This window comes from Motiliproteus sp. MSK22-1, assembly GCF_001968815.1.
GTDB lineage: Bacteria > Pseudomonadota > Gammaproteobacteria > Pseudomonadales > Balneatricaceae > Motiliproteus.
The window spans coordinates 1-23,443 of record NZ_MIEQ01000028.1 but is presented as its reverse complement, the minus strand read 5'-3'; the positions used below and the strand labels follow the sequence as shown (position 1 = coordinate 23,443).

The 23,443-nt window shown below is 46.5% G+C and carries 17 protein-coding genes and 1 pseudogene; 10 read left to right on the top strand and 8 right to left on the bottom strand.

From position 1 onward, the window contains the following. Positions 1 to 109: 109 nt before the first annotated feature. Positions 110 to 526 carry a serine hydrolase gene (locus tag BGP75_RS08660; RefSeq protein ID WP_076717757.1) on the bottom strand — a complete coding sequence of 139 codons (417 nt, stop codon included), beginning with the start codon at positions 524 to 526 and terminating at the stop codon, positions 110 to 112. A 131-nt stretch (positions 527 to 657) separates the two neighbouring features. After that, the gene (locus BGP75_RS08655; protein WP_076717755.1) at positions 658 to 1,533 is read right to left on the bottom strand and encodes an ABC transporter substrate-binding protein; all 876 of its coding nucleotides are present in this window, start codon (positions 1,531 to 1,533) and stop codon (positions 658 to 660) included. Positions 1,534 to 1,789: 256 nt separating this feature from the next. On the opposite strand from BGP75_RS08655, the gene BGP75_RS08650 reads away from it, so the two are divergent. After that, positions 1,790 to 2,047: a DinB family protein gene (locus BGP75_RS08650; RefSeq protein ID WP_076717753.1), complete on the top strand. Its 258-nt coding sequence runs from the start codon at positions 1,790 to 1,792 to the stop codon at positions 2,045 to 2,047. A gap of 116 nt (positions 2,048 to 2,163) precedes the next feature. On the opposite strand, the gene BGP75_RS08645 is transcribed toward BGP75_RS08650, so the two are convergent. The 6 genes from BGP75_RS08645 to BGP75_RS08620 all read right to left on the bottom strand — a co-directional run bounded on the left by BGP75_RS08645 (position 2,164) and on the right by BGP75_RS08620 (position 10,123). Next, positions 2,164 to 2,922 carry an ABC transporter substrate-binding protein gene (locus BGP75_RS08645; protein WP_198939312.1) on the bottom strand — a complete coding sequence of 253 codons (759 nt, stop codon included), beginning with the start codon at positions 2,920 to 2,922 and terminating at the stop codon, positions 2,164 to 2,166. Positions 2,923 to 3,233: 311 nt separating this feature from the next. After that, positions 3,234 to 4,133 carry a hydroxymethylglutaryl-CoA lyase gene (locus BGP75_RS08640; RefSeq protein WP_076717766.1) on the bottom strand — a complete coding sequence of 300 codons (900 nt, stop codon included), beginning with the start codon at positions 4,131 to 4,133 and terminating at the stop codon, positions 3,234 to 3,236. Position 4,134: 1 nt separating this feature from the next. Beyond that, positions 4,135 to 6,144: an acetyl/propionyl/methylcrotonyl-CoA carboxylase subunit alpha gene (locus BGP75_RS08635; protein WP_076717751.1), complete on the bottom strand. Its 2,010-nt coding sequence runs from the start codon at positions 6,142 to 6,144 to the stop codon at positions 4,135 to 4,137. 116 nt (positions 6,145 to 6,260) lie between these two features. Then, positions 6,261 to 7,055, bottom strand: a complete 795-nt coding sequence (locus BGP75_RS08630) for an enoyl-CoA hydratase/isomerase family protein (protein WP_076717764.1) — start codon at positions 7,053 to 7,055, stop codon at positions 6,261 to 6,263. A gap of 102 nt (positions 7,056 to 7,157) precedes the next feature. Beyond that, on the bottom strand, positions 7,158 to 8,768 hold the full coding sequence (locus BGP75_RS08625; RefSeq protein ID WP_076717749.1) for a carboxyl transferase domain-containing protein: 1,611 nt from the start codon (positions 8,766 to 8,768) through the stop codon (positions 7,158 to 7,160). Between the two features lie 188 nt (positions 8,769 to 8,956). After that, entirely contained in the window at positions 8,957 to 10,123 is a 1,167-nt protein-coding gene (locus BGP75_RS08620) for an isovaleryl-CoA dehydrogenase (RefSeq protein ID WP_076717762.1), read from the bottom strand. Positions 10,124 to 10,819: 696 nt separating this feature from the next. On the opposite strand from BGP75_RS08620, the gene BGP75_RS08615 reads away from it, so the two are divergent. The 9 genes and pseudogenes from BGP75_RS08615 to BGP75_RS08570 form a co-directional block, all read left to right on the top strand. Beyond that, the gene (locus BGP75_RS08615; protein WP_158070078.1) at positions 10,820 to 14,497 is read left to right on the top strand and encodes an EAL domain-containing protein; all 3,678 of its coding nucleotides are present in this window, start codon (positions 10,820 to 10,822) and stop codon (positions 14,495 to 14,497) included. Between the two features lie 363 nt (positions 14,498 to 14,860). Continuing rightward, complete coding sequence (locus tag BGP75_RS08610) at positions 14,861 to 15,634, top strand: ABC transporter ATP-binding protein (RefSeq protein WP_076717744.1); 774 nt, start codon at positions 14,861 to 14,863, stop codon at positions 15,632 to 15,634. A 112-nt stretch (positions 15,635 to 15,746) separates the two neighbouring features. Continuing rightward, positions 15,747 to 16,520, top strand: coding sequence for an ABC transporter substrate-binding protein (locus BGP75_RS08605; RefSeq protein WP_076717742.1), 774 nt, complete (start codon positions 15,747 to 15,749; stop codon positions 16,518 to 16,520). 337 nt (positions 16,521 to 16,857) lie between these two features. Further along, positions 16,858 to 17,547, top strand: coding sequence for an ABC transporter permease (locus BGP75_RS08600; RefSeq protein WP_076717740.1), 690 nt, complete (start codon positions 16,858 to 16,860; stop codon positions 17,545 to 17,547). Positions 17,548 to 17,549: 2 nt separating this feature from the next. Continuing rightward, positions 17,550 to 18,242 carry an ABC transporter permease gene (locus BGP75_RS08595; protein WP_076717738.1) on the top strand — a complete coding sequence of 231 codons (693 nt, stop codon included), beginning with the start codon at positions 17,550 to 17,552 and terminating at the stop codon, positions 18,240 to 18,242. Between the two features lie 531 nt (positions 18,243 to 18,773). Continuing rightward, a complete protein-coding gene (locus BGP75_RS08590) occupies positions 18,774 to 20,924 on the top strand; it encodes an adenosylcobalamin-dependent ribonucleoside-diphosphate reductase (RefSeq protein ID WP_076717736.1) in 2,151 nt (716 codons plus the stop codon). Positions 20,925 to 20,970: 46 nt separating this feature from the next. Further along, positions 20,971 to 21,714, top strand: coding sequence for an NrdJb (locus BGP75_RS08585; RefSeq protein WP_076717733.1), 744 nt, complete (start codon positions 20,971 to 20,973; stop codon positions 21,712 to 21,714). 257 nt (positions 21,715 to 21,971) lie between these two features. Beyond that, entirely contained in the window at positions 21,972 to 22,715 is a 744-nt protein-coding gene (locus BGP75_RS08580; RefSeq protein WP_083704707.1) for a hypothetical protein, read from the top strand. A gap of 332 nt (positions 22,716 to 23,047) precedes the next feature. Further along, positions 23,048 to 23,443: pseudogene (locus tag BGP75_RS08570) on the top strand (transposase); the annotation flags it as partial.

Genomic DNA, 23,443 nt, shown 5'->3' with positions numbered 1-23,443 from the left:
ACAATTTCAGCTATTTGCTTTCGCGTCTGGCCCTGTCCAAAGAGCCGAATAGCCAAGTCTCGATTGTGTTGTTGTATTTCAGAAGATAGCTTGCGGGCATCAGTTTTATTCATACCCGGCAGTGTACCATAATTCGTCTATTTGTACGCCGGGTTAATATATAGAATTTGGTCCAGTTTTTACTCTTAAAGAAACCTCTGGCCTGACGGTCACAGCAATCCAGACCGGATGTCATGGACAGCAAATGGCGAATTGAGACTTTACTGAGTTGGCTGTCGAGATTATTTGACAGATATTCAGGAAAATAAGAGATCACCCTATCATCCAGACTTTTTAACTCACCTTGCTGTAAGGCTATCCCGTACAGCGTTGAAAGGATGCTTTTGGTAATTGATCTGACTGTTCTGACCTTGTTTTTATATCCATTCTTATACAGTTCAAAAACAAGGTCACCTGATCTATGCACGGTGGTGCTGTGGATGTGTGGATATTCATTTTCAATATCAACAATAGGGGAAGCTTGCATTGTCTGTTCCATGCGTGCGAGATGGTATTAAGTAACCAAATTGTTATCTTTCTTATATAAGACTTTGTTCTTCCTGGCCACACTTGTTTTTTTTCGTTTTGATCGATTTTATTCTGTTTAATAAGGTTCTTTTATTGTTCTGGTTGGTTTTCATGCAGTGCTTTATAAGTTGGCAGTTTATCGCGAATGATAAGGTCTCGATAATCTGCAATAAACTGCCAGATTTCGTCTGCTTTTTTTGGATTGATATCCGAAAACTGATGACTGAAAAGCAAGTAGTAATCTTTTCGTGCGATAGGGATTGTCACTTTTTCAAAGGGAGCGTTTGTAAGCTGACTTAAGTGGCTATCAGCGACTGTTTCTTGATCGACAACTCCTGCAACTCTTTTTGCTGCGAGCATTCGAAAGATATAAGGCGTACTTTTTGCGTCTGTGACCGATACTCCCTGCGCTCTTAATTCATTGACGATAGAATAGTTCAGATTAGCTGCCAGCTTTCCAGAGAGGTTATGAAAATACTCACCGTCCCAGTCCAGTTTGCTTCCTTTGGGGCGGTATAACATATATGACAGTGAAGCCATGCGATAGTCTCTATCAATAAGGCCATTTGTGGTCGGATAGCGACCGTATTGAAGCCGGTCCTGCTTGTGTGAAAAGATAAAGGCAGCGTCCAGATTGCCTTTTTTCAATTCCTGCAAAACTCGCTGCCCAGGCATTCGAAGGTAGTCTACAGAAAACCCCAGGACTTCAGCTGCCTGGTTTATGATCTCGATAGAAATACCCGGAGGAGAACTTAAGCTTGCTCCTGTTCCTAAAAAATAGGGATAAGATTCTACATTATTGAACCCTATGCGCAGATGTTGATCACGATCCTGCGCTTGAGACTCTGATAAATTCAATCCCCATAAAACCAACAGAGCGATAAGAATCCGGAGAATTCTTATCGTGGAAATATCAGGATATGTTGTGATTTGATAAGGTATGACCGTTGCCTCTGTTTGAGTCATTCCTTGAGCCTAATCCATGTGAGCAACGATAACATCAATAGGTTCTGTATTGCTATTGCCTGCACTATTCGTAAAACCGACATTGATTAATAGTTGAACAGTCTATTCTGTACTGAGTATATGACTGTTTGATTACATAACAGACGACTTAGGTTTTTCAGAATCGATCATTTGAATTCGAGTAACCGGTTCCAGAAGGATAGGTTTTATGTCATTGAAAACCAGTTTTGAACGAAGGAACCTATAAATAAGTCCATTGTGTTCTCTGTGGGCTCTAGAACGGTCAGATGCCAGGAAGAGAGCGCAGCGAAATGACCAGTCCTACAAGCAATCCTTAAGTTATAAGAACACTAAGGGGCAATCTTCTGTAAAAAACTTCGGCCAATTAGTGCAACACTTATTTAATCACAAAACTTATCACAGAGGGCAGGTCTCGACACTTCTTAGTCAGGAGAATGTTGATGTTGGGGTTACTGATCTTTTATTGGAGATACCAGAGAGTTCAATGCAATGAAGGTATTTATCACAATATAATTAAAGGCTTACTATTGTTTTTCGATTGAAGGGGGCTAACGTTTTTGCCTGATTAATACTAAAGATATTTTCTTCGTTTCGTAAAATTTTCAGTGCCTATTTTCCCAGATATTTATCGTATATCTTTTGGATTCTTCCTGTTTTCCTTAGGTGTTGCAGCCCCGCATTAAAGTCATCACGGATATTTTTATCTCTGAAAACAGGTCTGTAATCCATCAGGTTCAGTGTCACAAAGCGATGTTCCTGAACCGGGTTCAGCTCACCAGAGATACCTTTTTTCAAGCGGGCATAGTTGTATTTAAAGATCGTTCTATCGCTCAAAACAACGTCATATCTGCCTCTGACCAGTGTCAGTGCCTGCAGGAACTGATTGTTCTCCTCTCTGTAATTTCCGGCGTCTTTAACGGGTTGAAGCCATTCAGGGTAGCGTTTTATCGCCCCTTGAAAAGACAGTACAGTTAGCCCCCGGAGATCTTCGGGTTTGGATATTGTCAGGTTTTTTTCTTTCAATGTTATGAATACGTTGTCATACCAGACGGCAGGATTGCCGTAGTGCCCTCCAAAATGGGTAAGGTCTTCACCCAGATCCGTCATCGAAGCGTCCACATACCCCGTTTTAAATGCCAGGGGAATTCTTGCAAGCGGGAAGTAGCTCGGCTTCAGCACATGGCCACGGTGGGCCAAAGCTTCCCCTATGACCTCAAGCTCAATTCCGGAGTCTGTTTCAGGGAAACAAAACGGAGGTATTTTTTCGCCGAATGACATCCGAACGTCTGCGGCGGCTACCGGTAAGCCTGGTGACAGCAGGGCAATGGTCAACCAGGTCGTCAAGGTGGATTTTAGTGATAGCAACATAATTGAACCTGATGACTGTGCTGATAGGTTTTAAGAACTTTTGATAGACGGGGCGAAGTAATCATAGTTGTTTATGAGTTGTCGCTCATGCATATCAGCATCATGTTATATCAGGACCTCACAAGCGCAACAGAAAGTCCTGATGGTCAAAGTGATGGTTGAGTTGCCCATTGGTTAGTCTAGTCTGTCCAGGGTCCTCTTTCCCAAAGGTGTTGAATATATCAACATTTTTGGGAACCAAACTTACGGCATATAGAAAACAGAGGCTGTGGCCAGGGAGTTGAAAAGAGTGAGGAGATTAAAAGCGGGATTTAGCTCCCGCAGGCCAGGGCCACTTTGGAGCCGTTATGTCGTCCAAGGTGCTCGATAATATATTGTCCGGCTTCGACGAGCTTGGGTAGATCAATGCCCGTTTCTATTTCCAGGCCATTTAGCATATAGACCACATCTTCTGTCGCAACGTTTCCAGAGGCGCCTTTGGCGTAGGGGCATCCACCCAGACCGGCTACTGAAGTGTCAATAACAGCCAAACCTTCTTCCAGTGCGGCATACAGATTGGCAAGCGCCTGACCGTAGGTATCATGAAAGTGAGCCGCCAGGAATCCCATAGGAATGCTCTTGCTGACCGCTTCCAGCATTCTTTTTGCTTTCAGCGGCGTGCCGGTGCCAATGGTATCTCCCAGTGAAATCTCGTAACAGCCCATGTCAAAAAGGAGCTGACTGACTTCAGCAACCTTTGCTGGGGCAATCTCACCTTCGTAGGGGCAACCGAGGGTGGTGGAAACATAACCGCGTACTTTGACACCCGCAGCAAGCGCGGTTTCCAATACCGGTTGAAAACGTTCCAGACTTTCGGCTATTGAGCAGTTGATATTCTTTTGGGTGAAGCTTTCTGAGGCAGCACCGAACACTGCAACCTCTTTGACTCCGGCCTCTAACGCCGCTTCCAGCCCTTTCATATTCGGGGTTAGCGCAGCATAGGTGATACCTGGCTGGCGATTGATCCCCCTGATTACATCAGCCGCATCACCCATCTGGGGCACCCACTTTGGGGAGACAAAGCTGGCTGACTCGATATAAGTTAATCCTGCATTCGCCAGGCGATGGATTAGTTCAATCTTGATGGCCGTATCGATAACGGGACCTTTTTCATTTTGCAGACCGTCCCGTGGACCCACTTCAACGATACGGACTTTATCGGGCAGGCTCATGTTACGCATCCCCATCTGCTGAATTGTTCTCGGATACTGGGGTTAACGCAAGCAGTTCGGAGCCTTCATTAACCAGATCCCCTGGCTGATAAAACAATTCTGTCACTGTACCCTCATAGGGGGCTGCGATTGTTTGCTCCATCTTCATGGCTTCTATCACGATCAATCCTTCGCCTGCTTCGACCTTGCTGCCCGGCTCCTTCAGTATGGCTACGACAGTACCGTTCATGGGAGCACAGAGAGAACCGGCAGTGTCATCCTCATGTTCGCCAAACATTTCGACGTGGCGCTGACAAGTGAAGGTATGGCCATCCTGGAAAAGTGTCAGTTCCTGTCCATCCTGAAAAACGGAGACACTGAACTGATGGCCGTTCAGGGTTGCCGTTAACTGCTCTGCCTCAAGCTTCCCTTTCACTTCGTAAGTCGTGTTGTTGAGGGTAATCTCGAAACCGTTTGCCAGCTCTAAGACATTGACCTGATAACTGTTGTCACCGTGCACCAATTCGTAAGGGTGAGCACAGCTGCTGTTTAGCCGCCAGTTATTCAGTTGGTTGAACGGGGAGGTTGGGTCCTGTGGGTTGCTGGAGCGACGCTTTTTATCCAGTGTCAGATAGCAAGCGGCCAGCGCAATTGATTGATGCTGATTGTGGTCTGCTTCACCGAACAGTACGTTCTGGTTTTTTTCAATAAACCCGGTGTCCACATCAAAGGCCTTGAAGGCGGGTGCCTGGACTAGGTTACTTAAGAAGTTGAGGTTGGTTGTAAGGCCACAGATCTGATAGTCCTTCAGGGCACTACTCATTCGGGACAGCGCCTGATCCCGGCTTTCATCCCAGACAATCAGCTTAGCAATCATCGGATCGTAGTAAATGCTGACTTCGTCTCCTTCGATGACTCCGGTATCCACTCGTACATGACGATTTTCGGTAGGGGTACGGAGGTATTTCAGAGTACCGGTTGCAGGTAGGAAGTCGTTGTCAGGGTCTTCGGCGTATACCCTCACTTCGATGGCATGACCTTCAACCTGAATCTGTTCCTGAGCTAATGGCAGGTCCTCTCCGGCTGCTACCCGCAGTTGCCACTCGACCAAATCCTGGCGGGTGATCAGTTCAGATACAGGGTGTTCTACCTGCAGTCGGGTATTCATTTCCATAAAGTAGAAGGAACCGTCTTCATCGTAGAGAAATTCAACGGTGCCCGCACCTACATAATTGATTGCTCTCGCTGCCTGTATGGCTGCCTGACCCATGGCGCAACGGATATCTTCAGGAATATCAGGGGCAGGGGCTTCTTCAATGACTTTCTGATGTCGACGTTGCACTGAACAGTCACGGTCAGCCAGATAAACCGCATGTCCCGATTTGTCGGCAAATACCTGAAGCTCCACATGGCGAGGTTTGGTGAGGTACTTTTCTACCAGCAGATCCCCATTGCCAAAGCTGCTTTCTCCTTCACGCCGGGCAGCGTTGAAGGCTTCATCAAACTCTGATTCCTGCCAAACGACTCTCATCCCCTTACCGCCACCCCCTGCGACAGCTTTCAGTAAAACGGGGTAACCACAACGATTCGCTTCATTTTTGATGAGTTCGCGGCTTTGATCGTCGCCATGATAACCAGGCACCAGAGGAACATTCGCGCTTTCCATAATGCTTTTTGCGGCACTTTTGGAGCCCATTGAATCGATAGCTGATGCCGGAGGACCGATGAACTCGATATTGTTGCTTTCGCAGGCGCGGGCAAAGTCTGCATTTTCGGAAAGAAAACCATAGCCCGGGTGAATCGCCTGAGCGCCGGACTGTTTGGCTATTTGTAAAATCAGATCCGATTTCAGGTAACTGTCCTTACTGGGGGCAGGACCCAGTAAAAACGCTTCGTCAGCTAAGGCTACATGGCGAGCGTTACGGTCAGCCTCTGAATAGACAGCGACACATTGAATGCCCATTCGGTGAGCTGTATCAATAATGCGGCAGGCAATTTCACCGCGATTGGCAATCAGAATCTTGTTAAACATGGTATTGAACCTGCTTTAGCTTTTAGTGTGATCAACATGTAGAGGATCAAATTTTGTTTCGGCCAAGTGTGTGGCGATCACTGTCAACGGTATGCTGATCTGTTTGGTTTAAAAATCTACGCAATCCAATTTGGTTTTCGCTTATTAAGAAAAGCGTTCAGTCCCTCTTGTCCTTCGCTGCTGACTCGGATGCCGGCTATTCGCTCTGCCGTATCATCTATGACCTGAGTGTCTATTTCCTTTTGGCTTACGGCAAAAACCAGATCTTTGGCTGCCGTTACCGCTTGAGGGCTGTTGTTCAGTAGTGGTTTTAGCAGTCGTTCCCTGGCCTCATCCAGGTGCTCCTGATCACTGACCACTTCATGAATCAGTCCGAATGCCTGAGCTTGAGAGCTGCTGAAGGCCTCGGCCGTCAAAAAGTAGCGGCGGGACTGACGCTCGCCGATAGCGCGTACTACATAAGGGCTGATAACGGCGGGGACTAAGCCTATTTTTACTTCGCTGAGGCAAAAACTGCTTGCTTCACAGGCAACGACTATATCGCAACAGGCGGCAAGGCCAACGGCGCCGCCATAAGCAGCGCCCTGAACCAGTGCAATACTGGGTTTGGGCAGCTCATTGAGACTTTTCATCAGCAGAGCCAGACGACCGGCGTCCTCAATGTTCTCCTGATGATTGTTTTTCGCCATACTGCGCATCCAGTTCAGATCAGCGCCAGCAGAGAAATTTTTGCCGTTTGACCTTAAAACCAATGCACGAATGGTCGGATCATTCTTCAGAGTCTCAAGATGAGCAATCAAGAGGCTGATAACCTCATCATCAAAGGCGTTATGAACCTCTGGTCTGTTAAGGCAGAGAGTGGCTATGCCGCGTTCATCGCGAGTCAACAACACCTTATCATTGGACTGCATGTTCGCGGTTTGCTGGTTGCCGGATGCATTTTCAGTGGACACGTAAATCTCCTTGGCAGACTTATTCAGAGTCAGATTCGTTGATGTACTTTGAGGTTCTGCTTACATTCGGAATACACCAAAACGGGTTTCTTCGATCTCTTTATTCAGGGTCGCTGATAATGCCATCCCGATAACGTCTCGGGTTTGTGCCGGATCGATGACACCGTCGTCCCATAGTCGGGAACTGGCGTAGTAGGGGTGTCCCTGGTGCTCATACATATCCATTATCGGCTTCTTGAAGGACGCTTCCTCTTCAGCGGACCAGCTTTCTCCCCGTTGTTCCATATTATCTTTCTTGACCTGAGCCATTACACCGGCAGCCTGTTCACCACCCATGACCGAGATCCGTGCATTAGGCCACATCCACAGGAAGTTGGGGTCAAAGGCCCGGCCACACATGCCGTAGTTTCCCGCACCAAAACTGCCGCCGATAAGTACAGTCAATTTTGGAACCTCTGCACAGGAAACCGCAGTAACCATCTTGGCTCCATGCTTGGCAATGCCTTCTGCTTCATATTTGGAACCCACCATGAAGCCGGTTACGTTCTGCAGGAACAGGAGTGGTATTTTTCGTTGACAGCAGAGTTCAATGAAATGTGCACCTTTTTGGGCAGATTCAGAGTAAAGCACTCCGTTATTGGCGATGATACCCACTGGATAACCATGGATGCGGGCAAATCCAGTGACCAGGGTCGTGCCGTAGAAACGTTTGAACTCATCAAAATCAGACCCGTCGATTATCCGGGCAATGACTTCACGTACATCGTAGGGTTTCTTCAGGCTGGTACCGACAACGCCATAAATTTCTTCAGCCGGGTAAAGTGGCTCAACGCTGGGCTGTACATCAAGGCTGATTTCTTTCTTGCGATTAAGACGGGAAACCGAGCTACGGGCCAACTCAAGCGCATGTTTGTCATTTTGAGCATAATGATCTGCAACACCGGAAGTCTTGCAGTGCACATCTGCACCGCCTAACTCTTCGGCAGAAACCACTTCACCGGTAGCGGCTTTAACCAGAGGTGGACCCGCCAGAAAAATAGTTCCCTGGTTTCGCACGATGATACTTTCATCAGCCATTGCGGGAACGTAAGCTCCACCTGCGGTACAAAGTCCCATGACAACAGCAATTTGTGGGATTCCCTTGGCTGACATTCTGGCCTGATTGTAAAAAATACGACCAAAATGATCGCGATCAGGAAAAACATCGTCCTGGCGTGGGAGGTTGGCACCGCCGGATTCCACCAGATAAATGCAGGTGAGGTGATTTTTTTCGGCAATGGCCTGCGCACGCAGATGCTTCTTGACGGTAATCGGGGCGTAGGAGCCGCCTTTAACCGTCGGGTCATTGGCGATAATCATACATTCCTGGCCACTGACACGACCAATTCCTGAGATTACACCACCGGCGGCAGACTCCTCGTCGTCATAGAGCTTGTAACCTGCTAACTGTGACAGTTCCAGGAAGGGAGACCCTTCATCCAGCAAGTAATTAATACGCTCGCGTGGCAGCATCTTTCCACGGGCCTTATGGCGTTCCTGATACTTCTGACCGCCACCTTGACTGATCTCTTCTATTTTGCCCCGGAGATCATCTACAACGGCTTGCATGGATTCTTTGTTGGCCAAGAATTCTTGAGCGCGGCTGTTTATCTTAGTGCTAATTATCGCCATGGTCTTGTCCCGGAATCTTTTGTCTCAATTGTTGTTGGCTGTTAACCCTGAGTACCGGGTGCTTATGTGCTGAGCCGGTACCGGCAATGGGTCAATCGGTTTTGGCTGCATGCCTGTTCTTGATTGATGCCAGGGTGCTTGTCATCAATGCAGGATGACAGAGCACGACTGGCAGTGAAATCTGTGATCTAGTTCTGGTTGAACAACTCACGACCAATCAACATACGACGGATTTCTGAGGTGCCTGCACCAATTTCATAAAGTTTGGCGTCCCGCAGCAGTCGACCGGTAGCAAATTCGTTAATATAGCCGTTACCTCCCAGTAGCTGGATGGCATCCAGTGACAACTGTGTAGCCAGCTCTGCTGAATAAAGGATAGCTCCCGCCGCATCTTTGCGTGTAGTTTCACCACGGTCACAGGATTGGGCCACGGCATAGACATAGGATTTCGCTGCGTTCATGCGGGTATACATATCTGCGATCTTTCCTTGCACCAACTGGAATTCACCGATTGCTTTACCAAATTGTTGGCGATCCCGTATGTAAGGCACAGCTATATCCATGCAAGCATCCATAATACCCAGTGGGCCACCCGAAAGAACCAGGCGCTCATAGTCGAGGCCGCTCATCAGTACCTTTACGCCACCGTTGTATTGGCCGAGGATGTTCTCCTCTGGGACTATACAATCCTCGAATACCAGCTCGCAGGTGTTGGAGCCGCGCATACCCAGCTTGTCCAGTTTTTGTGCCCGGGAGAAGCCAGGAGCATCACGCTCGATAATAAAGGCAGTAATTCCATGAGGGCCCTTATCATGATCTGTTTTTGCGTAAACCACATAAACATTGGCATCAGGACCATTGGTAATCCACATCTTGTTGCCATTCAGAATAAAGTGATCACCGTTTTTACGGGCTGTCAGTCTCATGCTGACGACATCGGAACCGGCGTTGGGTTCCGACATGGCCAAGGCGCCTATATGCTCTCCTGTCAGCAGTTTTGGCAGGTATTTGGCGCGTTGTTGATCATTACCATTGCGATGAATCTGATTGACACAAAGATTGGAATGGGCACCGTAAGAAAGGGCTACCGACGCCGAGGCGCGGCTGATTTCCTGCATGGCGATAACATGGGCAAGATAACCCATTTCTACCCCGCCATGTTCCTCCTTTACGGTGATTCCCAAAAGTCCCATATCACCAAATTTACGCCATAGGTCTGCTGGGAACTCGTTGTCCTGATCAATCTGTTCTGCACGAGGAGCGATTTCGCTGGCGGCAAACGCGTTCACTTGTTCGCGTAGCATATCCAGGGTTTCACCAAGTCCGAAATTAAATTCCTTATAGCTAGAAATCATCATGTTGCTCCCGTGGTCAATTCAATTTATGCGTCTAGCGGCTCATTATCCAAACCATGACTTAACGCTAACTATACGCTATCGTATTGTTGATGCGTTTGTGTGTCAATACGCATGCGTATAGTTGTTTTCTTTGCGGCCATTGAAATACCTTTGACCGTAATGGCTGAATAGAGAAAATAGTTTTTAATTACAATTCGTTAGATAAAATCTCAGTGGTGTTTGTCACTTTTTTGCTAGTCCACTAATTTTTCCGATAGTCAGTGATAAACCTGGAAAGTGTAGAACAAGGAGTCAGGGTTGCTCAGAGAACCTCTGCCTATTTCGAGCTTTAACTTAAATGCTATAACTTAAATGCTATGGGTTTGTTTACATCCCGGGGCTTTTATCAGAAGGGAAATGGACTGCTACGCCAGAGGTGGATTCTATCGGCTTAGCTCAGACTGATATAGATAAGGGATATCGGCGCACGGCTGCTGATTCTGTCAGTCTGAATCAGCATAGTTCCAAGATCCTGTCGTTAAATTTCTGAATTTACTATATTATTTCTTTACTCCATTGGCGTTCTGATCAGTCTGGTGGTAAAGCAGGTCAAATCAACTACGCATTAATCGTAAGAGCAGTGTCCTACTCAAAAGATATTTACTTACAGATTGACTCAATTGTTCGAGTCGAGTTGTCAGGTCGGTGAAAGCAGTGGTCGAATCACATCATCGTTATTGCCAGTGTTGTTCGGTGCGTCTTTGTTTCCGACTGATTCTGTTCTCTCTCATTCTTTTCCCCTTAGCTGTGAAGGCTGAATACAAGAACCCTGGTGCCGAAACCAGATCGCTGGAGTCAGTCACGTTACAGCTGAAATGGCGGCACCAGTTTCAGTTTTCCGGATACTATGCGGCGATTGAGCAGGGTTTTTATCGAGAGGCAGGATTAACGGTCCGGTTACTTGAGCATCAGCAGGATCGGGCACCGGCACAGGTACTGCTTGATGGCGATGCAGACTATGCCGTTACTGGATCGGACATTCTCATTCGGCGATCTTCAGGGGCGCCATTGGTGGCTTTGGCTGCAATTTTTCAGCACAGTGCTTATGCGTTACTGGTGCGCGCGGATGCCGGTATAAAGAGTGTTCAGGATCTGGCCGGAAAGCGCATTATGCTGGGGCCTGGTGTTGAGGATGCTGCATTGCATGCAATGCTAAGACGGGGTGGCTTAACAGATAATGATTTCCAGCGTCAGGCCAGTAGTTTTGATGCCAAAGATCTGCTTCGCAATAACACCGATGCCTTTAACGCTTATGTGACTGATCAGGGCTTCCTGCTTCAGAAGGCAGGCGTACAGCCTCAGTATCTGATGCCACGTTTATACGGGGTGGACTTTTATGGTGATATTTTGGCAACCACTGAAAAAGAGATCAAAAACAACCCTGATCGTGTCGCAAGGTTTAGGAAAGCCACTCTGAAAGGCTGGGCTTATGCCTTGTCTAATCCGGATGAGATGGTTGATCTAATTCAAACAAAGTACAGCAGCCAGGGTATGAGCCGAGATCATTTGCTTTATGAAGCTCAGGCATCCCGGGAGCTTATTCAGCCGCTGCTGGTGCAGATCGGGCACATGAACCCTGATCGCTGGCAGCATATCAAGGATATTTTTGTTGAACTTCAGCTGGTAGAACCTGACAGTTCCATTGAAGGGCTTGCCTATGAGGAGCAGTCTTCTGCCCCGGAATGGGTTTTGTGGACAGCGCAACACCTGGTCCGGTTATTACTGGTAATTGTGGCTATTGTTGCATTGTTGTTGCTGTCTATGGTTTTGCAGATGCGCAGAATTATCAATCAGCGTACTGCTGAGCTGGCGGATAGTGAGCGTCGTTATCGGACGATTTTTAATGCTGCGCCCGAAGGTATGTGGGTTGTTGATCCTGATCTTAATACGCTGGATGTTAACAAGCGACTGACATCGTTGTTAGGTTATTCTCGGGAGGAAATGCTGGGCAAGAAGCCTATGGTATTTACTGACGAGTCAAACGAGAAAATTTTTTCCGCACAGACCGCCAAGATACCTTTTACTGATCATCGTCGATACGACATCGAACTGCAGCATCGGGACGGTCACAATATTTCAACTCATATCAGTGCCGTTACTGTGCGAAAAGAAGACTCCAGCACTATGGCCGCTATTGCTTTCGTCGAAGATGTGACTGCTCGTAAGGCGATGGAAGCGAGTCTTAGGCGGAGTGAAAAGAACCTGCGGGCGTTAATCGACGCTGAGCCTGCCTGTGTTAAAACTCTGGATCGTGATTGCCGGGTGCTAAGCATGAATGCTGCGGGTTTGCGTATGGTTGAGGCCGAAGGTTTCGCCCAGGTAGGGGGCTCCGTGGTATCGAATCTGGTGGATGAAGAGTATCGGCAGGACTTTGTTGATTTAAACAATGATGTTTTTGCCGGAAAAAGCAGAACGTTGACCTTTAGTCTGACCGGATTGAAAGGAAGAAAAATCTGGATGGAGACTCATGCGGTCCCCATTTTTAGTTCTGAAGGAGAAGTGGTTCGGCAACTGAGTGTTACTCAGGACGTAACCCGGCGTCGGTTTATGGAGCAACAGGTTAAGGAAGAAAGTGAATTTCTACAGGGGGTTATTGATGGTATTAGCGATTCGGTTCTGGTGGTTAACCCTGATTACAGTATTCGTTTGATGAACCAGACGGTTAAGTCAAATTTACGAGGGCTTGGCATCGACCCGGAAAAACTGCGTCACTACCCTGACTTGCCTTACATTTTTGATGATTTGGATCTTAATGATTTAAATTTGGATGGTTTGAATGGTTTGGATGTAGAGGGCGAAGGTTTTGATGGTGAAAACGATGATAACAGTCCTGTCCGTGCGGTTCTGAAAACCGGCAGACAGGCAACGGGCGTTGCCAGCTACCAGTTATCTGAACACCTTGATGGGGTAAAGCGGATAGAAATTATTGCCTCTCCACTACTGAATTCTGATGGCTCCATTCGAGGAGTTATTGAAGTTGCCCGGGATGTTACTGATCATTTGGCGTTATTGGATGAAGTTAAACAGCAAAAAGACCACCTCCAGCATCTAGCCCATCATGATTCACTGACAAACCTTCCCAATCGGGTTCTTTTCCTTGATCGCTTGGAATTAGCTATCAGTAAGGCTCATCGATCTGGCTTTCAGGTTGCGGTCTTGTTCGTTGACCTGGATCGTTTTAAAGAGATCAACGATACCCTGGGGCATGCATTTGGCGATCGGGTACTAAAAGACGCATCCCGACGTTTTCGTAATTGTATTCGAGAAGACGATACGGTGGCCCGTCTTGGTGGTGATGAATTCACCTTTATTTCCGAAACACTGAATGATCCCCGACACGCTGCTTTTGTCGCTCAGAAGCTGATTCAAAGTCTGGAAGCGCCTTTTATTATTGATAATCATCCGTTTTTTCTGACTGCTAGTATTGGTATCAGCCTTTATCCTCAGGATGGCGAAAGTGCTCAAACATTGCTGAGAAATGCTGATGCGGCAATGTATAAGGCCAAAGATGAAGGCAGGAATACATTCCATTTTTATACCGAGAATATGACCGAGCAAGCTTTTGAGCGGATGTTTCTGGAAACAAGTTTGCGCCAGGGATTACAAAATAGTGAGTTGGTGGTTTATTACCAATTGCAGGTTAATGCCGTTACCGGACAGACTACCGGTATGGAAGCCTTGGTTCGCTGGCAGCACCCGGAACTGGGGTTAGTTCCACCTGACAAATTTATACCGTTGGCAGAAGAGACAGGATTGATTATCCCTCTTGGTGAGCAGGTCATGGCGACTGCCTGTAAACAAATGGTGGAGTGGCGCAGGCAAAAGCTGTTTAGCGGAAAAGTCGCGGTTAATCTTTCGGTTAAACAGATCAGCAGTGAAGCGCTGTTGACGACATTAAAAGCAACGCTTTTGAAAACCGGCTGCAAGGCAGAATGGCTGGAGTTAGAAGTGACTGAAGGTTTTTTGATGAAGGATCCGGAAAAGTCTATAGATATCATGAACAGTATTCGTGCACTGGGGGTTGAGTTAGCCATAGACGACTTTGGTATTGGATACTCATCACTGGCTTATCTTAAACGTTTTCCTGTTACTCGTCTGAAAATTGATCGTTCTTTTGTCCGTGATGTACCTAAAGACCCCGATGACAATGCGATAACCCGGGCAGTTATTGCCTTGGGGCGAAGTCTGAACCTGAATGTTATTGCTGAGGGTGTTGAAACTGAAGAACAAAAAGAGTTCCTGATAGAAGAGGGTTGTGAAGAAGTGCAGGGCTACCTGTTCAGTCGCCCTGTTGTCGCCACGGATATGACTGAAATTCTGCGTTCCTGGTAGCTGTCGTTAGTCAGCGTTCTGTCGATAGCCGGTGAAGGTTGCCTGCATTTTTTTCTTCTTTCTTCAATTTTCTTTCTTCAACTTTCCGGATTGTGACCTTTGTCATTAATGAAATTGGCTTTCATTTAAGAGGATAAGACTAATTGATCGGATTTTTACCGTTCGGTTTCTTTTTTGTGTGCATTATTTTTTAAATCCGTGCAGAATATTGGGCTATATCGTCGAATTGGGTCCTTATTTATAAAAATCAGGCCTGACTAGACCCGTGACGGGCAGAGGGTTTAGTGAACTCGGTAGAGATGACTAAACTCAGAAGTTCTGGACAGATAAGTCACATGTTCGAGACTAATAAGAGAGTACATAATGGCCGACAGCAATACTGCGATAAAGTTGACCAATATTCATAAGACCTTCGGCACCCTTGAAGTGCTTAAGGGGATTGATCTGGAGGCCTCTGATGGTGATGTGATTTCCATTATTGGTTCCAGTGGTTCCGGCAAGAGTACATTCCTGCGTTGTATCAATCTTCTGGAAAACCCGACTGAGGGAGAAATATCAATCACCGGAGAGCCTCTGGGGTTAAAACGGGGCAAGCATGGTGATCTGGAAGCATCCAGTCAAAAGCAGTTAACGCTGATGCGTGAGCGGGTCGGCTTCGTTTTTCAGAATTTTAATCTTTGGCCTCATATGACGTTAATTGAAAATGTTATCGAGGCTCCGGTCAATGTACTGAAAATAGCCCGCAAGGAGGCTATTGAACAAGCGGACGTGTTGCTGAAGAAAGTCGGACTTTATGAGCGTCGTGATTTTTATCCCGGACAGCTCTCTGGAGGCCAGCAGCAACGAGTGGCTATCGCCCGCGCTTTGGCGATGAATCCTCAGGTTTTATTATTTGATGAGCCTACTTCTGCCCTCGATCCTGAATTGGTTGGAGAAGTACTCGGGGTTATGCGGAATCTGGCGAAAGAAGGCCGCACAATGCTGATCGTGACGCATGAAATGGCTTTTGCCCGTGAAGTTTCTTCTAAAGTGATGTTTCTTCATCAGGGCCAGGTAGAAGAGTTTGGTCCACCCGAGCAGGTCTTTGGAAATCCTAATTCTGAAAGATGCAGGGAATTTATCTCCAGTGTTTTTTAGTGCAGTATCCGCTTCAGTATCTTGGTTTTATAGTTGAAGCAGCCGCTGCTGCTTCGGTTTGTTTATCTGATGTTTTTATATCTCAAATAGCCTTGTTGATAGGAAAATGGTTATGAAAATCAATAAAAAATTAGTTACCGCTCTATCTCTGACTGTTGCAACGCTCAGTGCCACCGCCTTTACCAGCACCGTTGCTCAGGCTGCCGACAAAATTCGAATCGCTACAGAGGGGGCTTGGGCTCCTTTCAATTTTATCGATTCCAGTGGTACACCTCAGGGTTTTGATGTTGATATTGCCAAAGCACTTTGTGAAAAAATGAAAGCGGAGTGTGAGATTGTTACCCAGGACTGGGATGGTCTGATTCCAGCCCTTAAAGTGAAAAAGTTTGATGCTATTGTTGCCAGTATGTCCATCACTGAAGAGCGTATGAAGCAGGTTGACTTTACCGATCCATATTACTCGGGTGGTTTGCGCTATCTTGCTGCTAAGGACAAAGAGTTTGATACCAGCAAGGCTGGCTTGAAAGGTAAGGTTATTGGTGCCCAGCGAGCGACTGTTGCCGGACTCTATCTGGAAGATAATCTGGCCGATGTGGTTACCATTAAGCTTTATGATAACAACGATGCAGTATATCTGGATCTACAGGCAGGACGTTTAGACGGTGCTTTATCTGATGAGCTGCCCACTTATAACTGGCTGAAGTCTGATGCCGGTAAGAATTTTGAATTTAAGGGTGAGGCCTTTGCCAAGGATGACAAAATCGGTATCGCAGTTCGTAAAGGTGACAAGCTACGTGGCAAGCTTAATAAGGCACTTAACAAGATCTTGAACGACGGTACTTACGATAAGATCAACGCCAAGTACTTCCCATTCTCCATTTATTAAGCACGAAATTCATTAATAGCGAACAACAACTGCACTAGCAGTTTCCTGCGCTGGAAGCTCATATCGATTATGACTTTCAGCGGGGTGTAACTATAGTGTTACTTAGCAGCTTGTATCAGTCTGGTACCACTATCGCGGTACCGTAATGACGGTACTCTGGTGATAGAAGTTATTGTGGTTATAGAAGTGAGACAGAGGTGGCATATGCTGCCTCTGTGTATTTTAGTTATCGCTTTTTTATTTGTTAGTAGTATAAATTCGGCTATTGGTACAGACAGTGTACTCACCAATCATGTTCCGTATTAACGTTTAGAAACAACAGGATTGAGGTTAGAGCATGATCGATCTCAGAGGTTTCGGCCCCCAGCTTTGGGAAGGTACCTTAATGACCCTGGAGCTGGCAATGGTCAGTCTGCTTGTGGGTCTGGTTTTTGGCTTACTCGGTGCGTCTGCCAAACTTTCTGGTTCTCAGCTGGCGAGGCTGATCGCTAATACCTATACGACGGTTCTAAGAGGAATTCCTGAGCTGTTAACCGTATTGATTATCTATTTCGGGGCAACTACGGTATTGATGAGCACCGCCAGTTTATTTGGCTATGAAGAATATATCGAAATCAGTCCTTTTATTGCTGGTGTTATCGCCTTGAGCCTGGCATTCGGGGCATATGCAACAGAGGTATTTCGTGGCGCTATTATTGCCATACCAAAAGGACAGAGCGAAGCGGGCATGGTCTTGGGGATGGGGCGGTTTCGGGTTTTTTTCCGACTTATACTCCCTCAGGTATGGCGTCTTGCCTTACCGGGGCTGGGTAACCTCTTTCTGGTATTGCTAAAGGATACGGCATTGGTTTCTGTCGTCGGATTGGAAGATATTATGAGAAAATCTACGGTTGCCGTAGGCTTTACCAAGGAGCCTTTTTTATTCTATATGACAGCTGCTTTTATCTATCTGACACTGACCATTATTTCGATGGTGGGCATTCATTATCTTGAAAAGCGTGCGAACCGCGGTTTAGTGAGGAGCTGATCATGGATTTTGACGTTATTATTCAGTATTTTCCTCGGCTACTGGAAGGTGCCTGGACAACGATTCAGCTGGTTGTTGTGTCCGGAATAATTGGATCTTTGATGGCAGTACCTATTGGGCTGGCACGTCACTCGGATAAGCTCTGGATCAAAGCGCTGCCATACGCCTACATCTTTTTCTTTCGTGGTACTCCCTTGTTGGTGCAGATCTTTCTGGTCTATTACGGTCTGTCTCAATTTGACTCGGTGAAGGAAAGTATTTTATGGCCTTATCTCCGTGAACCTTATTGGTGTGCGATCATTGCTTTCTGTTTGAATACTTCAGCCTATACCGCTGAAATACTTCGAGGAGCGCTCGGGGCCATTCCTAAAGGGGAAGTGGAGGCTTCCAAGGTCCTTGGGATGGGTAAGGCATTGATGTATAGACGCATCTTGTTACCCAGAGCATTTGGTATGATTGTACCTGCCTATGGTAATGAGATTATTCTGATGCTTAAAGGTAGTGCACTTGCCAGCACCATTACTATTCTGGATCTGACGGGAATGGCTCGGACGATTATTGCCCGAACCTATACACCGATAGAGATTTTCCTTTCTGCAGGGCTTATTTATCTGGCAATGAGTATGCTGGTTATCTGGGTTTTCCGGTTTATCGAACGCCGTCATAATGAGTACTTAAAGCCGATTGATTCTTGATAGAGGGAGCAATCAGGCGGCCTGATTGCTCTGTTTTTCTTATTCCTGCTTACTGAAACCTTGTGGTTCCTTAATCTTTCCTATTTTTTTCTCCTGTATCGATTTTACACCTTCATTTTTAGACCGGGCTATTTAGACCGAACTATAAGGTATAGAATCATACTAACTATACCGGTAGTGTCAGGCAGCACTTTGTACAACTAGATATAGTGTTTAGGCTAAATCACAAGGATCTTCCAATGCGAAAAAACTGACAAATTTTTGATACTTATTGGTTATAAATAGGTTTGTTTTTATTTCAAATGAGTCTTTAAGTTGGTGTTCGCTAACCCGTCTTGATACAGACTTTCGTTGTCGTTAAAGTCATTTTTTTTGAACGATTAAAAAACGAACAGAGTCTTTTAAATTAGAGTGCTCTACAATATGTTGTGTGATTGCCAGGGGCTGCATACAATATGTGGAGTTTCTTAGTGGTCGCCAATTAATGGCTGCTAACGTCTTGTTACTTCAGGAAAATAAGGTCAAGCGCAAATGACTGCAACACTTAAGGTCGTTACTCAAGAAGAAAAAGAAATACCTTATCAGGATGCTTCATTGGATATTTGGGATTCCAAGTATCGTCTTAAGTCAAAAGCAGGTGAACTACTCGATAAAGATATTGACGGAACTTTTCGTCGTGTCGCGCGAGCTTTAGCTGACGTTGAAATAGGTAAGAAGAAGCAGGATGAGTGGTACGAAAAATTCTTCTGGGCACTTCATCGCGGTGCCGTTCCAGCTGGTCGTGTCATGTCTAATGCAGGCGCTCAAGAGCATAAGCCTGCGACTTCCACGATCAACTGTACTGTCTCTGGCACTATTTTTGATTCCATGGATGATATCCTGGGGAAGAACCTGGAAGCGGGTCTGACGCTAAAAGCAGGCTGTGGTATTGGTTATGAGTTCTCCACTCTGCGTCCGAAGAATGCTTATGTTTCAGGGGCCGGGGCTTATACATCCGGCCCACTGTCTTTTATGGATATCTTTGACAAGATGTGTTTCACCGTCTCATCTGCCGGTGGGCGTCGTGGCGCTCAGATGGCTACCTTTGATATTGGCCACCCTGATGTACTGGACTTTATTCGGGCCAAACGGGAAGACGGTCGACTGCGTCAATTCAATCTGTCGCTTTTGATTACCGATGAGTTTATGGAAGCGGTACGTGAAAATACAGATTGGCGACTGGCATTTCCGCTGACTGAAAAAGAGGTTGAGCGCGACGGTATTGATCTCGCCGATGAGTCTCTTGTTATCTGGCGTGACTGGCCGACCCATGAGGGTTACGTGGTCAATGAAGCAGGGCTGGTTGCCTGTCGCATCATCAAGACCATTAAAGCTCAGCGTCTGTGGAACGCGATTATGTCCTCTACCTATGACTTTGCTGAGCCCGGATTTATTCTGATTGATAAGGTTAACGAACAGAACAACAACTGGTTCTGTGAGAATATTCGAGCTACAAACCCCTGCGGTGAACAGCCTTTACCTCCCTACGGCAGTTGCTTGTTAGGCTCAGTCAATCTGACTCGATTTGTATTGGACCCATTTACCGCCAAGGCTCGTTTTGACTGGGAAGGGTTCCGTAAGACTGTTTCTATCTTCACTCGCATGTTAGATAACGTGATTGCGATCAATGGTCTCCCGCTGGAGCAACAGCGTCGTGAAATCAACAGTAAGCGTCGTCATGGCATGGGTTACTTAGGGCTGGGTTCCACAGTAACAATGATGCAGATGAAGTACGGTGAGGCAGACTCTGTTGCCTTTACTGAAAAAGTCACGAAAGAACTTGCCATGACGGGATGGCGTACCGGGTTAGAGCTTGCGAAAGAGAAAGGCGCGGCTCCAATCATGGAAGAAGAGTTTGAAGTCACCGGAGAGATGCTGCGTAAGCGTCCGGAAATGGCTGATGATGGGTTTAAGGCAGGTGATAAGGTTCCGGGAAAAGTTCTGCACGCAAAATACAGTCGCTATATGCAGAAGGTGGCTGAAGAGGATGCGCAACTGGTTGAAGATCTGGCCAAGTACGGTTGTCGTTTTACTCACCACAGCTCAATTGCTCCAACGGGCACCATTGCACTGTCCGTAGGTAATAATGCCAGTAACGGCATTGAGCCAAGTTTTGCTCATCATTATTCCCGTAATATCATTCGCGAAGGTAAAAAATCAAAAGAGAAAGTGGATGTTTTCTCCTATGAGCTGTTGGCTTACCGCGAGTTGATTAATGCCAAGGCGATGCCCTACAGTCAGGAAGCCGATGAGAAATTACCTGATTACTTTATCACCGCTGAAGATATTACTCCGGAGCAACATGTAGATATTCAAGCGGCATCTCAGAAGTGGATTGATTCCTCCATTTCCAAGACAGCGAATGTCCCGACTGATTATCCTTATGATGACTTCAAGAATGTCTATCAGTATGCCTACGAGCAGGGGTTGAAAGGGTGCACAACTTTCCGGTTTAATCCGGAAGCTTTCCAGGGAGTACTTGTTAAGGATAAGGATCTGGAGGGCACCACTTATCAATTCACTCTGGAAGATGGCAGTGTCGTTGAGCTAAAAGGTACAGACGATGTTGAATATGACGGTGAAATTCACAACGCAGCCAATCTCTTCGATGCCTTGAAAGAAGGCTACTACGGGAAGTTTTAACCAATAAGTGTTGGGATGTTCTAAGGCGGAATAAACAGGATATATCATGGCAGTTAAAATAGAAAAAGCCATTGTAGGCTATAAGGTCATCACCGCCGAAGAGAAGGCGAATCAGGAAGAAGCCGCTCAGAAAGCAATAGAAGAGCAGCAGGATACTCTTGAGAAGGTCCATGAAAACCTGGATCGTCCTGAGCTGTTGCTGGGGTCTACCTATAAAGTGAAGACGCCAATGTCAGAGCATGCGCTCTACATTACCATTAATGATATTGTTCTTAATGAAGGAACAGAGCACGAGCAACGTCATCCTTATGAAATTTTTATCAACTCCAAGAATATGGAGCACTTTCAGTGGGTGCTGGCGCTTACTCGCGTTATCTCTGCGGTATTCCGTAAGGGTGGCGATGCCATTTTTATGGTTGAAGAGCTTAAGGCTGTGTTTGATCCCAAAGGGGGTTACTTCAAAAAAGGCGGTAAGTTTATGCCTTCATTAGTTGCTGAGATCGGTGAAGCCATTGAAAGCCATATGAAGATGATCGGTCTTATCGAAAGTGACTGTCTGGATGCGCATCAGAAAAAACTGATTGCAGATAAACGCAAAGAGTACGATGAGCGGCAAAAGCAGACAATGGCTGAAGAGGTTGCTCCAGCAAGCAACGAAGCAAAAAACGATAACAGTTCCAGCGCATTTCCGGCTGACGCGCAACTGTGCAACAAGTGTAATGTAAAAGCCGCTATTCTGATGGACGGATGTTATACCTGCCTGAATTGCGGCGACAGCAAGTGTGGATAGCTGATATTAAAGGTAACTGCTGGAAGTGACAGTGTGGTTTTACGCATAAGCTGTCCTGAACAGGACCAGTAATCTGGGGGTTACGGACAGTTTTTGCGCATAAAGTGCCGCGCTTTGAATTTAAAGGACTATTTTTGCTCAAAATTTGAGCAGAATTGCCGAAGCCAGATTTTTGCGCATAAAGTGTCCTAAGCCTAAAAGCCAGAGAAACCCTCTGGCTTTTTTGTTGATGACCAACCTATCTACAGGAACGAGTAGTGGCTATGTCAGGAGACACTTATCTCAGATCGCTATTGCTGAAATACTCGGTCGATGCTGATGGGGCTGAAACGGCTGGGGTGAAGCTCAACCCCACGATTGCTCGATGGAGCAATGGGAATCTGAGCAGAGCTTACTTTTCAGGTTCCCTAGCGAAAGGGACCTGGATCTCTTTGGGTACTGATGCCGATGTATTCCTATCCCTATCATCAGTTACGCCAGGAACCCTGTCTCACATGTATGAGTCTCTGTTTCAGTCCCTGACCGCTGATGGGTATGTTTCTCGGAGGCAGAACGTATCTATTGGTGTCCGCATCGATGGTTTCTCAATTGATTTGGTTCCTGGAAAGCGGCAATCCCATTACGGGAACGTCCACAGCCTTTATCGCAGTAAGGCTGATTCTTGGACCCAGACTGATGTAAATAGCCATATCTCGACGGTGAAGGGTTGTGGACGGATAGAAGAGATCCGTGTACTGAAGATATGGAAGTATCGGCATGGTTTGTCTTTCTCATCCTTTTTTCTAGAGCTGGCCGTCATTGAGGCACTTAAGCATCGCCCCCGTGAAAACTTGGCTAACAACGTTTGGGCTGTTCTAGAGCACCTGAGAGATCGTATTCAGAGCGCTCGTTATGTGGCCCCAGCGAATACTAACAACATTGTCTCTGACGACTGCACTGTAGCTGAAAAGGCCACTATCACGCGCGGATGGAACAAGAGCCAGAACGCTACGGCTTTCTGAAAGGTTGGGATCTGGAGTGCGACATTAGGCAATTTGTCCGATCTAATTAATTGTTCATATGCTCTCAGGAAGATCGCCGTTCTCTAGATAATCGAGTAGATCCTCGTCGTGCAAAACAGACCTATAGAGAACAGCTTCCCATGAGTTTATTGAATTTTCAGAACTGTCATCCAGAAGTAATTCTAGTTTGTCCTGAAGGTTAAGCTTTCCACCAGCTTGCGCCCTCTTGGCATGTCTTAAAATGCTTGGATATTTTGACCTTTCCCCCAAATTTAGAACCATGACCTCGATGAGATTTCCAGATAGTCTACGATCTAAACGGAGATCTCACTATGAAGAAGCGGTACACGGAAGAGCAAATCATTAAGGCGATCAAAAGCCACGAATCTGGCGTAAAAGTCGAAGACCTATGCCGGGATTTAGGCGTATCAACGGGCACATTCTATAACTGGCGCAGCAAGTATGCGGGTTTAGACGTTAATGAAGCTAAGCGGTTAAAAGAGCTTGAGTCGGAGAACAACAAGCTTAAAAAGCTCTTGGCAGAGAAAATGCTCGAAATCGAAGCCTTGAGTGACGTCGTATCAAAAAAGTGGTGAAGCCAGCCAGCAAAAAGCAGGTTGTCTCACACGTTATCAAGCAGTTCAAATTCAGTGAGCGAACAGCCTGTAAGCTGGTTGGTGTAAGTCGAACAGCATACCGCTACAAGCCCGTAGTGAATGATGACGGTT

Coding starts and splice junctions, on each gene's coding strand:
- BGP75_RS08630 (WP_076717764.1), bottom strand. CDS start 7,055: ATGCAGTCCAATGATAAGGTGTTGTTGACTCGCGATGAACGCGGCATA.
- BGP75_RS08600 (WP_076717740.1), top strand. CDS start 16,858: ATGATCGATCTCAGAGGTTTCGGCCCCCAGCTTTGGGAAGGTACCTTA.
- BGP75_RS08655 (WP_076717755.1), bottom strand. CDS start 1,533: ATGACTCAAACAGAGGCAACGGTCATACCTTATCAAATCACAACATAT.
- BGP75_RS08635 (WP_076717751.1), bottom strand. CDS start 6,144: ATGTTTAACAAGATTCTGATTGCCAATCGCGGTGAAATTGCCTGCCGC.
- BGP75_RS08660 (WP_076717757.1), bottom strand. CDS start 526: ATGCAAGCTTCCCCTATTGTTGATATTGAAAATGAATATCCACACATC.
- BGP75_RS08595 (WP_076717738.1), top strand. CDS start 17,550: ATGGATTTTGACGTTATTATTCAGTATTTTCCTCGGCTACTGGAAGGT.
- BGP75_RS08590 (WP_076717736.1), top strand. CDS start 18,774: ATGACTGCAACACTTAAGGTCGTTACTCAAGAAGAAAAAGAAATACCT.
- BGP75_RS08605 (WP_076717742.1), top strand. CDS start 15,747: ATGAAAATCAATAAAAAATTAGTTACCGCTCTATCTCTGACTGTTGCA.
- BGP75_RS08645 (WP_198939312.1), bottom strand. CDS start 2,922: ATGTTGCTATCACTAAAATCCACCTTGACGACCTGGTTGACCATTGCC.
- BGP75_RS08610 (WP_076717744.1), top strand. CDS start 14,861: ATGGCCGACAGCAATACTGCGATAAAGTTGACCAATATTCATAAGACC.
- BGP75_RS08625 (WP_076717749.1), bottom strand. CDS start 8,768: ATGGCGATAATTAGCACTAAGATAAACAGCCGCGCTCAAGAATTCTTG.
- BGP75_RS08585 (WP_076717733.1), top strand. CDS start 20,971: ATGGCAGTTAAAATAGAAAAAGCCATTGTAGGCTATAAGGTCATCACC.
- BGP75_RS08640 (WP_076717766.1), bottom strand. CDS start 4,133: ATGAGCCTGCCCGATAAAGTCCGTATCGTTGAAGTGGGTCCACGGGAC.
- BGP75_RS08620 (WP_076717762.1), bottom strand. CDS start 10,123: ATGATTTCTAGCTATAAGGAATTTAATTTCGGACTTGGTGAAACCCTG.